Origin of the sequence: Ruegeria spongiae, assembly GCF_023502395.1 — a bacterium.
Taxonomy (GTDB): domain Bacteria; phylum Pseudomonadota; class Alphaproteobacteria; order Rhodobacterales; family Rhodobacteraceae; genus Ruegeria_C; species Ruegeria_C spongiae.
Genome location: NZ_JAMFMB010000022.1, coordinates 1 through 13,847, shown reverse-complemented (window position 1 = coordinate 13,847; position 13,847 = coordinate 1). Strand labels below are relative to the sequence as shown.

At 50.9% G+C, this 13,847-nt stretch carries 10 protein-coding genes and 2 pseudogenes; 8 read left to right on the top strand and 4 right to left on the bottom strand.

Annotated elements, in window-relative coordinates; translation table 11 throughout:
* Positions 1–92: 92 nt before the first annotated feature.
* Together M3P21_RS16230 and M3P21_RS16225 are read left to right on the top strand one after the other, a co-directional pair.
* A pseudogene (locus M3P21_RS16230) lies at positions 93–269 on the top strand (D-lactate dehydrogenase); the annotation flags it as partial.
* 43 nt (positions 270–312) lie between these two features.
* Positions 313–780: pseudogene (locus tag M3P21_RS16225) on the top strand (IS6 family transposase); the annotation flags it as partial.
* A 288-nt stretch (positions 781–1,068) separates the two neighbouring features.
* Here the strand turns inward: M3P21_RS16225 and M3P21_RS16220 are convergent.
* Positions 1,069–1,755, bottom strand: a complete 687-nt coding sequence (locus tag M3P21_RS16220; RefSeq protein ID WP_249711528.1) for a GntR family transcriptional regulator — start codon at positions 1,753–1,755, stop codon at positions 1,069–1,071.
* Positions 1,756–2,290: 535 nt separating this feature from the next.
* On the opposite strand from M3P21_RS16220, the gene M3P21_RS16215 reads away from it, so the two are divergent.
* The 5 genes from M3P21_RS16215 to M3P21_RS16195 all read left to right on the top strand — a co-directional run bounded on the left by M3P21_RS16215 (position 2,291) and on the right by M3P21_RS16195 (position 7,585).
* A protein-coding gene (locus M3P21_RS16215) for an IS5 family transposase (protein ID WP_249711525.1) occupies positions 2,291–3,048 on the top strand; the annotation gives its coding sequence in 2 pieces (ribosomal slippage) (positions 2,291–2,612 and positions 2,612–3,048; 759 coding nt in all).
* Positions 3,049–3,442: 394 nt separating this feature from the next.
* Entirely contained in the window at positions 3,443–4,633 is a 1,191-nt protein-coding gene (locus tag M3P21_RS16210) for an ABC transporter substrate-binding protein (RefSeq protein ID WP_249711523.1), read from the top strand.
* Positions 4,634–4,715: 82 nt separating this feature from the next.
* Positions 4,716–5,627: an ABC transporter permease gene (locus tag M3P21_RS16205; protein ID WP_249711521.1), complete on the top strand. Its 912-nt coding sequence runs from the start codon at positions 4,716–4,718 to the stop codon at positions 5,625–5,627.
* Between the two features lie 6 nt (positions 5,628–5,633).
* Positions 5,634–6,443 (top strand): ABC transporter permease, encoded by an 810-nt coding sequence (locus M3P21_RS16200; RefSeq protein ID WP_249711519.1) that lies wholly within the window; start codon positions 5,634–5,636, stop codon positions 6,441–6,443.
* Positions 6,444–6,448: 5 nt separating this feature from the next.
* Entirely contained in the window at positions 6,449–7,585 is a 1,137-nt protein-coding gene (locus M3P21_RS16195) for an ABC transporter ATP-binding protein (protein WP_249711517.1), read from the top strand.
* A gap of 62 nt (positions 7,586–7,647) precedes the next feature.
* Here M3P21_RS16195 and M3P21_RS16190 read toward each other — a convergent pair whose 3' ends face one another.
* The 3 genes from M3P21_RS16190 to M3P21_RS16180 form a co-directional block, all read right to left on the bottom strand.
* A complete protein-coding gene (locus M3P21_RS16190; protein WP_249711515.1) occupies positions 7,648–9,426 on the bottom strand; it encodes a hydantoinase B/oxoprolinase family protein in 1,779 nt (592 codons plus the stop codon).
* Positions 9,423–11,510, bottom strand: coding sequence for a hydantoinase/oxoprolinase family protein (locus M3P21_RS16185; protein ID WP_249711512.1), 2,088 nt, complete (start codon positions 11,508–11,510; stop codon positions 9,423–9,425). The genes M3P21_RS16190 and M3P21_RS16185 overlap by 4 nt, the downstream gene beginning before the upstream one ends.
* A 101-nt stretch (positions 11,511–11,611) precedes the next feature.
* Positions 11,612–12,838 (bottom strand): pyridoxal phosphate-dependent decarboxylase family protein, encoded by a 1,227-nt coding sequence (locus tag M3P21_RS16180; RefSeq protein WP_249711510.1) that lies wholly within the window; start codon positions 12,836–12,838, stop codon positions 11,612–11,614.
* Positions 12,839–13,424: 586 nt separating this feature from the next.
* On the opposite strand from M3P21_RS16180, the gene M3P21_RS16175 reads away from it, so the two are divergent.
* The coding region (locus tag M3P21_RS16175) for an IS6 family transposase (RefSeq protein ID WP_249711508.1) at positions 13,425–13,847 on the top strand (423 nt) is incomplete at its 3' end.

The following is a 13,847-nucleotide window of genomic DNA, read 5'->3' as shown; positions in this document are numbered from 1 at the left end:
CCCGGTATTCCGAGTAGTGGTTCGACGAGACCTTGCGCTAAGGTGATGTTCTGGCCGTTGTTCAACCCGCGACTCTCCTGGAACAGTGGCAAGTGCTGCAGGCCTGCGTCGATCACGACAGGATCGTCATCATGCAAGCCGCAAATACCGGTCTGACAGAGGGTTCGACACCTAAAGGCCGATACGACCGTGACGTCGTGCTGATCAATACGCGGCGCATGGATCAATTGCAGCTGATCAAGGGAGGCAAACAGGTCATCGGGTTTCCGGGTTCGACACTGTTTGCGCTCGAAAAGTTGCTTGCGCCGTATGGGCGAAGTCGTGATCATGATCAGTGGCAAGAAACACTGGCTGTGGCGTGCGATCGACGCCAATGGAGACGTTCTCGATGTTCTTGTTCAAACTCGCCGAAATGCCAAAGCGGCAAAGCGCTTTTTCAAAAGGCTGGTTGCCAGGTTTGGCGAGCCGAGGGTGGTCATAACCGACAAATTACGTAGCTATATCAAACCGGTCAAAGCACTGGCCCCAGACGCTGACCATCGCGCGCACAAAGGTCTAAACAACGCGATCGAAGTTTCGCATCGCCCGACCAGAAAGCGAGAGAAGATATTTGGCCGGTTTAAATCTCATAGGCAGGCTCAGAGGTTTCTTTCCGCACATGACCAGATCAGCCTGATCTTCCGCCCTCGCCGCTATCAACTCACCGCAACTTCATACCGCCACGCCCGCAACGACGCGTTCAGCCTCTGGGTCGATTACACCGCTGAAATGTCCGCATAATCCAACCATTGCCAATGAAGTGCAATCTGACGCAAACAACTTGGCAATACCGATCGTCCTGGTCCGGGGGTGGCATTCTCGGCTTCATTTCAGGGCTCAAAATTGCAGGGTTCCTGCTCCCATAATACCAAACCCTGCACTTACGGCCCAATAAAACCGACCCGTTTATCAACAAAATCATAGGCCTACCGGTTGTTCAGGGCCAACCAATTAGCGAAGCGCAATCGTCAAATGCCAAAACCTGTGCCGACCCAACAGAACGACATCGACAATAAACGTGCGCAGATTTCATGTTTCGTTGGCTTCAGCTTCCTCCAACATCGCCCGTATTAAGTGTAGGCCTTGCATCAGATCAGATTTGATCGCATTTGCTGCCGATTTTGCGTCACCTGTTTCAATTGCAAGCAGTACCTCCTCATGAAAATGTATCTTGGAATCATCCTTCATATTGCGAGTAAAGGAGATGTAGGGTCCTGCTTGAAGCCAAAGGTTTTCGATCAATCCGATGAGAACCGGTGATCGTGCCGCTTCGTATATCGCGAAGTGAAAAGCTTTGTTGCTTTTTAGCTGTTCGAGGTGCGCACCCTTTGCAATCTTCTTACTCATCTCCTTTTGAATGCTATTTAATGCGCTCAAATCACCCTTCGTGAGATTTTTTACTGCGTTTAAAGTTGCAAACTCCTCCAGCTGAATTCTGACTCGCCACACGTCATCAACAACTTCTCTGGACAGCTCAGGAACCGCAATCGTTCGATTGGGCAGCAGATGCAGCGCCTTTTCGGCGACAAGCCGGCCCAGCGCGTCTCGTACCGGCAGATAACTGGTTCCGGCATCTTTCGCCAAGGCACGCAGTTTCAGTTTTTGACCTGGCGCAAATTGGCCAAACATCAGTCCGTTTCTGACTTCATTGTATATGCGGTCCTGAACGGTTTCTCTTTGTGCCCGACTTACGACTGGTTGGTTGTCCACTGTCATCGCATTCCCTTCTTGTGCAACCTACCTGCAATTCGAAATCAGTCCATATCCAAATAAGGATACCCTCAGCGAACCTGGAGCACTGGCCAAACAGCATCCGTTTCTCACTCTGTTTGCCCAATTCGGTGAGGAGGGCCGTAAGGACTGTCAACAGTTCGCCTGCGGTGAGGCGAATTGAAACGTTCGAAAATTTCTGACCCTTGCAGTAGATGCATCCTAATAATACTTTGGTGTACTGGCCAAACTCTACACGCTATCCAATCTCAACGATGCCTACCAAATCGGATGACAGACAACCTCTTTGATTTGTTATTATTAATAACGGCGGCCCTGCAGAAGCGTCAAGCCGCGGAAGTTGGTGCCTATCACAGATTGATGTGCACTCTGCAAAGCGCAGAGCTCACTCTGATTGTTGAAAGTTTGTCAGCTTAACTGCTGCTGGCTGCCAGTGTTCTGGCCCTAGGCTCCAGACCCATTGATTTGGTTGCAGTTTCCGCATCTGACTGATTCAAGCGCCTGAACTTCAGGAGGCGAGATGAGCAGTCTTTTCTGGTTGAGCGACGAGCAGATGGCTCGGTTGAAACCGTTCTTTCCCAAGAGCCACGGCAAGCCCCGCGTTGATGACAAACGCGTCTTGAGCGGCATAATATTCATCAACCGCAATGGGTTGCGGTGGTCAGATGCACCTCGTGAGTACGGGCCGTCAAAAACACTGTACAACCGATGGAAGCGGTGGAGTGACATGGGAGTGTTCGCACGGATCATGGAAGGATTGGCCGCGCAGGCAGCAGACCACAAGACCATCATGATCGACGCGACCTACCTCAAAGCGCACCGCACAGCCTCCAGCCTGCGGTTAAAAAAGGGGGGCGTGGCAGGCTGATCGGGCGGACGAAAGGTGGCATGAACACTAAACTTCACGCCGTCACAGACACTTTGGGTCGCCCGATCCGGTTTTTTATGACGGCCGGACAAATCAGCGACTATACTGGAGCCAGGGCCCTGCTGAGCAGCCTGCCATCAGCCGATTGGCTGCTTGGGGATCGGGGATATGACGCGGACTGGTTCCGTGAGGCCTTGATTGACAAAGGAATAAAGCCCTGCATTCCTGGCTGGAAATCACGCGAAAAGCCTATCCGATACGATAAACGCCGCTACAAAAGACGCAACAGGATCGAGATCATGTTCGGACGTTTGAAAGACTGGCGTCGTGTCGCCACTCGATATGACAGATCCCCAACGGTATTCCTTTCAGCCATAGCACTCGCTGCCACCGTCTTGTTCTGGCTGTAATTCAATGAGTCTGGAGCCTAGATGGCTGCTCGTTTGGTCAAGGGCTTGCCAAACTTGACAATCGAAATAGCGGCCCATATTTTGTCATAACAAATATCAAACAAAAGTTTCCGAAGGGGATGCGTGAAGGCCTTGCGCGTACTCGTAGTTGGGCAAACCAATTGCATCAGAGGGCAAAGATGACGAGTGTAACCGTTAAAAAGTCGAGACTTTTGGAAGGGCTTCAGGATCCAGGTCATCGGAACTCTTGTCGCCTGTTTCCGTTCCGGAGCGTGCTTGCAGATTCTGGCTCGTTAATAAGGCTTTGTTTCGGGAAAGCGCCGGCTGGTGCCTGGCTGCCGGATGGCGATGTGGTTTGCAGCAAAACAAACTGAACTAACGGAGGAGTGAAAAAATGAAAGTTGCAAACAGTAACAAGCTACTGACGAGAAAACTCAGCAGAAGAAAGTTCATTGCTGCGAGTTCGGTCGTGCTTTCAGCCCCAATGATCGCTTCCGGATTAACCCGGCAAGCGCGGGCAGCCAACGATGGGACTGTGCGTGTATTGTTATCGGCGCCAACATTTGTGCCCGAATCTTGGGACCTGTTCGAAGCTGAAACGGGAATGAAAATTGAAGTCGATCTCATCAAAGACGATTCTGGAGTATATCTAAATGAGGTCATGGTGAATGATGCAGGGGATCGATATGACATTATTTCTGCGATATCCGGCGTTGAAAAAACACTGTCTGACGGAGGCTACATTCTTCCTCTTGATACGGCCGCACTAAGCAACTGGAGCGACATGTCCGTGCCGGTGCGTGATATGGATATGATTGCCTTTAACGATGCACATTGGGCCGTTCCTTTGACGATGAACGCAGACAGTTTCGGCTATGCGCCAGATAAGCTGGGCCTGCCAATACCGCCCGAGGAAGTTTCTTGGGCAACAGTCTATGACAATCCGGATGCGATGGGGCGGACATCAATTGGCGACAATTTTTTCTCGCTGATCAAAGCAATTGTTTATGCCACCTCCGTCGGTATTATAGACGATGACGACCCGGGAAACCCGTCGGTCAGTTCCATCAAGAAAGGAGGGGACTTTCTGATCGAACGCAAGAAGGCCGGACAGTTCCGCAATTTCTGGTCAACCTTTGACGACCAGGTTTCCAACTTCAAGAACAACGAAGTCGACGCTCAAGAATGTTGGGAGCCTGCCGCAAAGGCAGGTGTTGCTGCGGGAAGGGATCTGGCCTATGCGGATGCCAAGGAATTCTATGTAAAATGGGCCCACACGCTCGCCATCCCGGCCCAGGTGGTTGACAGAGGCACACAGGAAAACGCCTACAAGGCGATTGACTGGTTTATGTCAGGTGCGTACGCGGCTCAAATAACCCCCAAAACCGGTTACGTGACCGCCCGCCCGGATCTTGGTAAGGAATATGCAAAGAGTCTGGGCATGCAAGCTGAAACCACTGCAGCACTCGATGCTGCTACAGACAAAGTGAAGAACAAGTTCTCCAAAGAACTCTTCTGGTTTAATGGCCTGCCGGACAACACGCAGGAACTTGCGGCCGAGATGAATCGGGTGCTTGCTGTCTAGAAATTAGGGTGCCTACCAGCCGGTGCCAAGCCGGCTGGTAGGCAATACATTCTTAAAATACTAGACAATTTCGGAGCCAATCATGCCGAATAGTTCGCCAGCTTTGCTTTTTGGCAGATTTGGAACCAATGGCTTTCCTCGCTACGCGTCACTTAAAACATATACCGCTATCTGGGCCCTCGGAATTCTCACGCCGCTTCTTTGTATCCTTGCGGTATCATTTGTGAAAACCCGTGGCATCAACATTCTGTTTGAGCCGACGCTCAATGCCTATCGAGACTTGTTCTTGTATTCGGGCGCTCCAGTGATCACGCGAACTCTGCGCATCTGTGCGACGGTCACCGTCATTGAATTTTTGCTGGCATTTCCCTTCGCGTTGTGGCTGGCAAAATCCTTGAAAAACAATTTTTGGAAGTCGCTCACCTTTGTGGCGATGATGGTTCCTTTCTTTTTGTCGCCTGCGGCCCGTATTTTCGTTTGGCGATCTGTTCTTTCCACCGAAGGATTGATCAATGGACTGCTGATCGAACAGGGCCTAATCGCAGAGCCGCTCAATTGGCTCTTATTCTCAGAATTCTCCGTTCATTTCGGTCTCGTCGTATCGTATTTCCCAAGCATGGTTTGGCCGCTGTTTCTTTCAATATCACTGATTGATGACGACTATATCGAAGCAAGTGGCGATCTCGGAGCTTCGGACTTTCAGACTTTAAGGAACGTCATTCTACCACTCGCGATGCCGGGGATCCTGGCCGGGTTCATCTTCACCTTCGTGCCCATGCTTGGCGACACTGTGGTACCTAGTATGCTTGGTGGAAACAACTCGTTGATGCTCAGTCCGGCCATTGCCAACCTCATAAGCTCGTTGAATTACACCGTAGCTGCGGCAATGGCGATGCTTGTCCTGGTGGCTATGTTTTTGATGCAGGGTGTTTTTGTTCTGTCTCTTCGTCCACTCGGCGGTATCCGCCGAGTGTTCGACGGCCTCAAAAGGTGACGCGAAATGCGCATGCTTCGCAGCCATAGAAAAGTTCAAACCATCTCAAAGATTGTCGCAGCATTCTTGGGGTACTTTACCCTTTCAATCTTGTACTTCCCGATTATCTGGTTGATTTTAATGTCGTTTAGTGGCGAGCCTCTATCGACGATACCCGGGGATTTTACCCTGAAGTGGTACAACGCACTAATTGACAACAATTCCTTTCGGATTGGGCAACCGGTGTTTTTAAGTTTGTGCCTTGCAGTATTTACCGGCTTGGCATGTGCTGCCTGCGCGCTGCTCGTTGGTAGAGTTCTGCCTAAGATTCAGGGTGGGTGGCCTTACCTGCTTTTGTTTCTGCTTCCTCTTTTTATTCCAGGGATCGTCCTTGGAGCTGGCATGTTCATGTACTACCGGTTGGTAATCGGCGTAAAAATGGGGATGTGGTCACTGGCATTGGCACATTTCGTTTGGGCTTTTCCTTTCGCGTTGTTGTGTATGTTGATCGTATCAAGCCGATTCGATCCCCGATTGTTGGAAGCGGCGGCAGACCTGGGCGCATCGCGGTGGCGACAGTTTAGGGATATTGAATTTCCCCTGATGAAACCGGGCATTTTCGCGGGAGCATTCTTTTCGTTTCTCCTGTCATTCAACGAATTGCCACGCAGCATTTTTATGCGATCGGGTGAACTCACGCTTCCGTTGTTTTTATGGATTCAATCCGGTTCACACGATTCAACGATACCTTTGATCTACGCGATGAGTGCGCTGATTACTGTTGCCAGTTTAGCGATATCCGTGATCGCAATTCGAATGATGATTTCGGGAGACTGAGAGAAATGACCAAAGAGAAATCCGTGCCGCAGCTCGCACCCTCCAAACAAACCGAGAAGAATGGTTGTGGAACGGAAGGCGGCAAAATTCTAGAAATGTCCAATGTTACGCACAGATATGGCGATGTGGTGGCCTTGGACAATGTCTCTATTTGTGCGCAGGAGGGTGAGTTTCTAACACTGCTTGGTCGTTCCGGGTCTGGAAAATCGACATTGCTTAGAATTATCGCCGGACTTGAAGAACCAAGCCAAGTTGGTGTGTTGCGAATTGCCGATACGGATGTAACAGGTAAGCCGGCAAATCAAAGGGATTGTACGACGGTTTTTCAGCACTATGCACTTTTTCCTCACATGACCGTTGGTCAAAACGTCGAGTATGGATTGAAGGTCCGCGGTGTCCTGGAACAGGAGCGCACTAAGAGGGGCCGAGAGGCACTGGAACTCGTGCAATTAGAGGGGAAATACGAAAGACGAATTCACCAATTGTCAGGTGGAGAACGACAGCGTGTAGCGTTGGCCCGTGCTCTGGTAACGAAACCCAAAATCTTGCTGTTAGATGAACCGCTAGGCGCCCTTGATGAGAAGCTGCGGATGGATATGCAGATTGAGCTCATGCATTTGCATCAAAAAGTCGGGCTCACCTTTATATATGTCACCCACAGTCAGGAAGAAGCTTTGACAATGAGCGATCGAGTCATCTTGATGAGCGGTGGTACCATCGCTCAAAATAGTTCGCCGGCAGAATTGTTCGATTCCCCAGTTAGCCGAGAGGTGGCTTCTTTTATGGGGTTTGAGAACATTTTTTCAGGAAAAGTCCTGGATGCGAATGACAACAAGGTTAGATTTGAGCTTGCAGGTTTCGAACTGGAGGGAACCAGCAACGATACCACCAAGATTGATGTGGGAATGGAGGTCTATGTCGGCATACGATCAGAACATATCCGTTTGTTAAGCAGTTCAGAAGCTGAGCACGGGATTCCATGTGAACATGTCGAATCCATATACAAGGGCAAATATACCGATCAGGTTCTAAGAACCCCTCTTGGGCAGATTCAAGCCAGAGTCTGGGACACGACCTCAGAGGTTGCCTCTATCTCCAAAGTGGATTGGGACGCCAATCACTGTGTCGTCATGCATCGATGAAATTGTGAGCTGCTGCTTCGATATTGCCCGGCCCGGGCAATAGGGCTGGAGTTTTTCGTCTTCTAGGTCCGTAGTGCTGCTGTCGCACCTTTGTCTATAGCCAGGGTTTCGCCCGCAACATCACCGGTAAACGCAACTCCATACACCTCTTTGGCACGTTCGACGGTTTCATAGCCTTCCAAAACATCTTTGAGAACCTTCTTAGGATCTCTTTCTTTCGGGTCACCGTAGCCACCACCGCTCGTGCTGTAACCGCTTACCCTTTCACCCACTCCAAGCGTGACGGCCACAACATTTGGCAACTCCTCAGCCTTGCCTGATTGCAACAATCGGAAATGTCGGGCGGTACAACCATCCAAACCACCAAGAATGCCCTTTGGTGCATGCACCGTACCATCACACGGCCAATGAACTTCCATATCTCCGGCGGTCGGCCCATAGGACAATTCGGTTGCAGGAGAGCCTCGAAACTTACCTGCACCGGCACTGCCTGGAACGATGCGCAGATAGTCAAAAAGCATGGGATGCTTGAATTCTTCGACTTCAATGGAGTCGCGGTACATCAATCCAGCGTTTACCGGCAAAGCCCAGGTTGGCCAACCGTCAGCAGACGGCGCGCCAGGTCCGCCAGCACCGGCCACGATAAGTTGATTGATATAGGGCGTTTCCGCTCCTCTGGTATCATAACCTGAAATGACGCCGCCCCCGGCTCCCATTCCTACGCCACCCTCAGCCAACCCGTGGCCTTCGCCCAGTTGCGCAAATGCAGAATGGGTCATGTTAACAAGGCGGTCGGATACATTTGTGGTAGCGACGGAACAGCTGTGTGGGAACTTCGGTCTGCCGCAGATGGAGCCATCGCGAAGTGAAATGCGCAGTCTTCGAATGGAGCCGGAGTTTCGAGGAATACTGGGGTCCAAGACATTGAACACGCCGGCAAAACATGCAGACACAACACAGGCCTCGCTCACGTTGAGGCCGCAGGGCATGTTGTCAGCATTGTCGAGCAGATCCAGTTCAATTGTTGCGTCTTCCGGCTTGACGTTGATCTTGATGTTTATCTCAATTCCATCCGGCAAAACATCAGCGATCGGATCGTGAGCTCCGTTGTTGTGTAAGCTGGCTTCAGGTAATTCACGGATGGCATTTATCATCCGGTTCTCGGAGTAGTTTAGCCAGTCTTTGATAAACCTCTTTATGGTTTCGACGCCGTATTTGGCGCAAAGCTCCTTCAGTCGCCGTTCTGCAATTCTTGTTGCACCAATGCCCGCCAAAAAATCGCCATACCATTGACGTGGAGCACGAATTCGAGCTTCGCACATTCTTACGATGTCTTGGTTGGTCTCGTACTTCGATTGTATCCTTACCGCAGGAAAGATAAGGGCGCCTTCCTGATATTGATCCTGAGCTGTCGCCATATAGGTTGTCGGCACACTGTTGCCGATATCTGCTTGATGGGCTTTTGCAACAGCCGTGAATAGGTGCTCTCCATCAACAAACACCGGGGTCAAAAACGCATGGTCTGCCGCGTGCGAATTGCCGTTGTAGGGATCATTGTGGAGAAAACAGTCACCCTCGGCGAGGCTCTCAGCGTGAAACTTGCCCATCGCCTCAGTCAGCAATCCACTACCGAATATGTGTATTGGCAGCCCTTCACCCACTGCCAGCAACTGGTTGTCGGCAGTGCATATGGAACAGCTGAAATCCCGAGCGGTATTGATAACAGTCGACCGAGCCGCGCGAAGAAGCGTATTGGTCATCTCCCGCACGATCCCTTGAATCCTATTATGGATAATGGCGGTCATGTACGGATCAAATGTTGCTGTGTCATCGACCGTCATTTCGTTTCTCCATTGTCTGACAACAAACTAAAATTGCCCGACATTGTGACTTCGGCGGACATTTTTGGAAAAACCACAACCGTTGTGGTCTCTGCTTCAATTATGGCCGGCCCGCTGACGACATGCCCTGGCAGCAATTCAGTGGCCCGGTAAATCGGTGTACTGATCTCTTTTTCGAGCCCGAAAAAGCACGATCTGTGTTGGTCAGTGGTGGCGCTTCTCGGATCTCTTTTTTCAGGGTTTTGTTCAGCGTTTATGCCAGATGGCACCACGAGTTTGGCCTTCCAGTTGATGAATTCGACGTCGCTGGTTTCATCGCGAACGGCAAATACTCGTTCATGCACTTTGTGGAAGGCTTCGACCAACGTTGCGACGCTGGACTGACCGTCAAATATGGACGATGTAAATGGCGTATCAAGTTCCCATACCTGCGACTCGTAGCGGGCCTCCACCGTCAACTCAATGACAGTGCCATCTCTGTCCTTTCGAGAACCAGTTCCCAGTCTTTCAACCCGGTCAATGAGCTCGGCCAACACCGTGTTGACCTTTTCGTAGCTAAAGTTGGAAGACACTGTAGGCAAGCTTGCCGACTGCTCCGCAACTATGTTTGAGAACTGCATTCCCGACGCAGAAAGGACGGATGCAACACGCGGCAAGATAACTTTTGAACAGTTCAACTCCTCAGCGATCATCATAATGTTCAGGCCGGCAGCCCCGCCGCCGGCGACAATGGTGCTTTCGCGCGGATCCAGGCCTTCATTGATGGTGATGTCAGAAATTGCGCGCATCATGAAATCGCTTGCGAACCGCAATATCTGCCAGGCCGTATCTTGTACACCAACGCCAAGCTCGTCTGCGAGTGTTTGGATGGCAGCAAACGCAGCTTCTGAATTGAGCTTCATTCGACTGCCCAAGAAGTAGTTTGGATCAATGTAACCCAACACAACAGCCGCGTCTGTCACCGTGGGTTTTTCTCCACCTTGGTTGTAACAGGCCGGACCTGGATTTGATCCCGCCGACTGTGGACCGACATGCATGAGTCCAGCATCGTCCAGCCAGGCAATGGAACCACCGCCAGCGCCAACGGACCTTACATCGACGGCGGAAATCCCAAGAAGGTCTCCAGAGTATTTTGGCCCCAACCATGTCTCGCGTGTAAAGGTCAGATTTCCGTCCCGGACCAATCCAACATCAAATGTTGTTCCGCCAGTGTCGCAAACAATCAGATCTGTCTTCGTCCCTTCTTCCGTCGCGAACGCACTGCCAGCAATAGGTGCCATAGCCGGGCCTGAACCGATCATATAGATCGGCTGTTCGATCAAGCTGGAAACATTGTTGCAGCCTCCGGCGACCGTGCTGACATAAAGCTCACCGTCGAAACCCACATTGTTCAGGTCCTCCTCAAGGCTCCTAAGGTGTTTCTGCATCAACGGCTTTAAGGAGGCGTCGATCGCCGTCGCTGAGGCGCGGCGGTATTCCCTCATAACGGGATTTAATTGATGCGAGAGCGAAACAGCTATATTTGGCGCGTGTTCTTGCAACAGTTCGCCAAACAATAGTTCATGGACAGGATTTGAGATTGACCAAAGCAAACAGACAGCCACTGCTTCGAAGTTTCTACGCTTTATTTCTTCAACGAGACAAAGCGCGTTTGTCTTGTCGAGAGGCCGATGTATTGCCCCGTCAAACATAATCCTCTCGTCGACCTCGAACGTGTTGATGCGAGGAATGTACGGTGCTGAATAGTCGTTGGAAAAATCGTGCGCACTGAGTTTCCCACCCTCCTTCAAAAGCAAAATATCCGGAAAGCCTTTGGTTGTTAGAAAGGCGGTTTTCGCCGTATTGCGCGTTACAATTGCATTTGTTGCATGAGTCGTTCCGTATATGATGCGATCGGTTTCATTAAATATCTCGGCTATATCGACCCCAGCGTTCCCTGATGCGTTGAGAATTGCGTCTTTCACACCGCTGAATATTCTTTCTTTGGTCGTTAGTGACTTACCGATTGCAATCAGGTTGTGGTTTTTGGAAATGACAACGTCTGTGAAGGTGCCACCAGTGTCGACAGAGATCGCATATGCCATTCTTTCAAAACTCCCGATTTGTTGTCGCAATCTTTCCAATTGGTTTTTGCGGATGCATCTCCGAAATGAGCCATCTGTTTTGTGCTCGTTGCACTGTGTGCCTAGTAGCTCAGGGACCCTTTGGTCAGCACGCTGCCCTGACGGGTCAGTCGAACTGCATCGCTTAGATCAGAAAGGAACTCGTCGACGACATTGTCGTCGCTGGCAGGATCAAGACAAATATTGATGAGTGGTGGCTCTTGGGTGCCGTATAAGTTCCATTTGCGATTACTCATTTCGGCCTTCACCTTCGCAAGGTCGACGGAGGTTGCTTCAAAAACCACTGGAACCAGGTGGTTGTCCCAACACTTCAGTCCTTCAATTTCGTTGATCCCGTCGAAAAGCTCTTTCTTTCTGATCAAAAGTTCTTCGGCAACCCGCACAAACCCATTCACCCCCAAATGTTGCAAGGTGGCCCAGGCTGCAAAAATTGGTCCTGCGGTTCGCGAGCCGGCAAATCCGACCATGTCGTAGGTGCCACAGGGCCAATTGCTTGGGTGGAAATGATGGTATTGCAACAGCTGTTCCGATCGCCACAAAACAGTTGAAGCTGGCTTCAAGCAGCATCCGAGTTTGTGCAGATCTGCCGAGATTGATTGAACCGCTCCGACGCGGAAATCCCATCGCGGGAGACCAATATTCAATTCTTCAAGAAAAGGGGCAAGGTATCCGCCCACACATGCATCAACGTGCATCCATAAATCATGTCTTGTGGCAATATCGCCAATCTCTTGAACGGGATCATAAAGGCCATAGGGAAAACAGGGTGCTGATGCGACCACAGCGATCGTATTTTTGGTAACAGCCGCATCCATTAGTTCCGGAGATGCCCGCCAGGTTTCGTCCAGCCCTGCTCGAACTTCTTTCAAACCGAAATAGTGGCATCCTTTTGTGAAAGTCGGATGAGCGGAATAGGGAACGACGATCTCTGGTTCTGTGATGTGTGGTTTGTGGGTTTTTGCCCATTCGCGAATGGCATGAACTGCTGTGTAGATGCTCTCTGATCCCCCGCTTGTGAAGGTTCCGCTTGCGTCACCCGGGGCATTGAAAAGACCAACGCACATCTGAATTACTTGTTTTTCTATCTCGCCGATCCAATCGCCTCGTTGCGATTTGATCGCATTTTCCGACATGAATTTTGCAAAGATCCTCTTTGAGAAGTCTTCAACACCTTTGGGTGGTTGGAAGACCTTTCCCATCCTTAGTTCATTGTCCTGCAGAATTAGATCCAGTTCCAACTCGATCTCGGATTCAGAGCGCCCAACCTTGGGTAGGGTTTTGAATTGCATGTTCATAGTTCGACCAATTTGCTCCCAGTGTTGCTGCTTGAATGCGCTATCCAGCCCACGAATGTTGACGCTGCTTCCAAAAAGAAACTGCGTTGGTATATATTATTTGTTATTACGAAATGAAATGGATTGTCAACTCAGGGAGTATGAGGTTTGAGTTGGTGAGGTCAGCAAGGTTCAAGGCAAATTGTTGAAGCACGTGCATGTGGGTCGAGAACGCAAATTGCCCGTGCAATCAAAGTGCACCGCAGTTGTGCCGCCGAACGAGCATCGGGTGAGGGGTTAAGTCGTAAATCCGGGATTGGAGCTGATTGGTGGAACGTCCGGTCCCAGCCAAGTGTCCGTCGTCAGGGGTTTTGGGCCTGTGAGGGGCCTGATCTAAGAGAGGATCTGGCTCATCTGGTTGGGTTGATTATGCGGCGGATTTGCGGTGAAGCAAGCGCCGGGTTTCGATGGTCTTCCGTGTGATCCTTTCTCGTTGTTTCAGAATGGTCCGGCCGCGTCCAAAGTAGACATCGGCAGGAGTGAGGTTCTGCAGGGGTATTGCCAAGTTGTTCGCCCGGTTTGAGCAAGCTATGTCGGCGCCATGATTGACCCGAGCCACATGTCGCGCCTGAAGGGCTTCCGCTACCCTCGGGAGATCATTGCGTACGCTGTCTGGGCGTACCACCGTTTAGCGTTGAGCACCGCTGATGTTGAAGACTTGTTGGCAGCGCGGGGTGTGATTGTGAGCCGAGAATCGATCCGGCTGTGGGTCAATCGCTTTGGTCAACACTTTGCAGATTGCATCAGGCGGGATCGCCCACGACCGAATGACAAGTGGCACATGGGCGAAGTCGTGATCATGATCAGTGGCAAGAAACACTGGCTGTGGCGTGCGATCGACGCCAATGGAGACGTTCTCGATGTTCTTGTTCAAACTCGCCGAAATGCCAAAGCGGCAAAGCGCTTTTTCAAAAGGCTGGTTGCCAGGTTTGGCGAGCCGAGGGTGGTCATAACCGACAAATTT

Coding starts and splice junctions, on each gene's coding strand:
- M3P21_RS16220 (WP_249711528.1), bottom strand. CDS start 1,755: ATGACAGTGGACAACCAACCAGTCGTAAGTCGGGCACAAAGAGAAACC.
- M3P21_RS16210 (WP_249711523.1), top strand. CDS start 3,443: ATGAAAGTTGCAAACAGTAACAAGCTACTGACGAGAAAACTCAGCAGA.
- M3P21_RS16205 (WP_249711521.1), top strand. CDS start 4,716: ATGCCGAATAGTTCGCCAGCTTTGCTTTTTGGCAGATTTGGAACCAAT.
- M3P21_RS16200 (WP_249711519.1), top strand. CDS start 5,634: ATGCGCATGCTTCGCAGCCATAGAAAAGTTCAAACCATCTCAAAGATT.
- M3P21_RS16195 (WP_249711517.1), top strand. CDS start 6,449: ATGACCAAAGAGAAATCCGTGCCGCAGCTCGCACCCTCCAAACAAACC.
- M3P21_RS16190 (WP_249711515.1), bottom strand. CDS start 9,426: ATGACGGTCGATGACACAGCAACATTTGATCCGTACATGACCGCCATT.
- M3P21_RS16185 (WP_249711512.1), bottom strand. CDS start 11,510: ATGGCATATGCGATCTCTGTCGACACTGGTGGCACCTTCACAGACGTT.
- M3P21_RS16180 (WP_249711510.1), bottom strand. CDS start 12,838: ATGCAATTCAAAACCCTACCCAAGGTTGGGCGCTCTGAATCCGAGATC.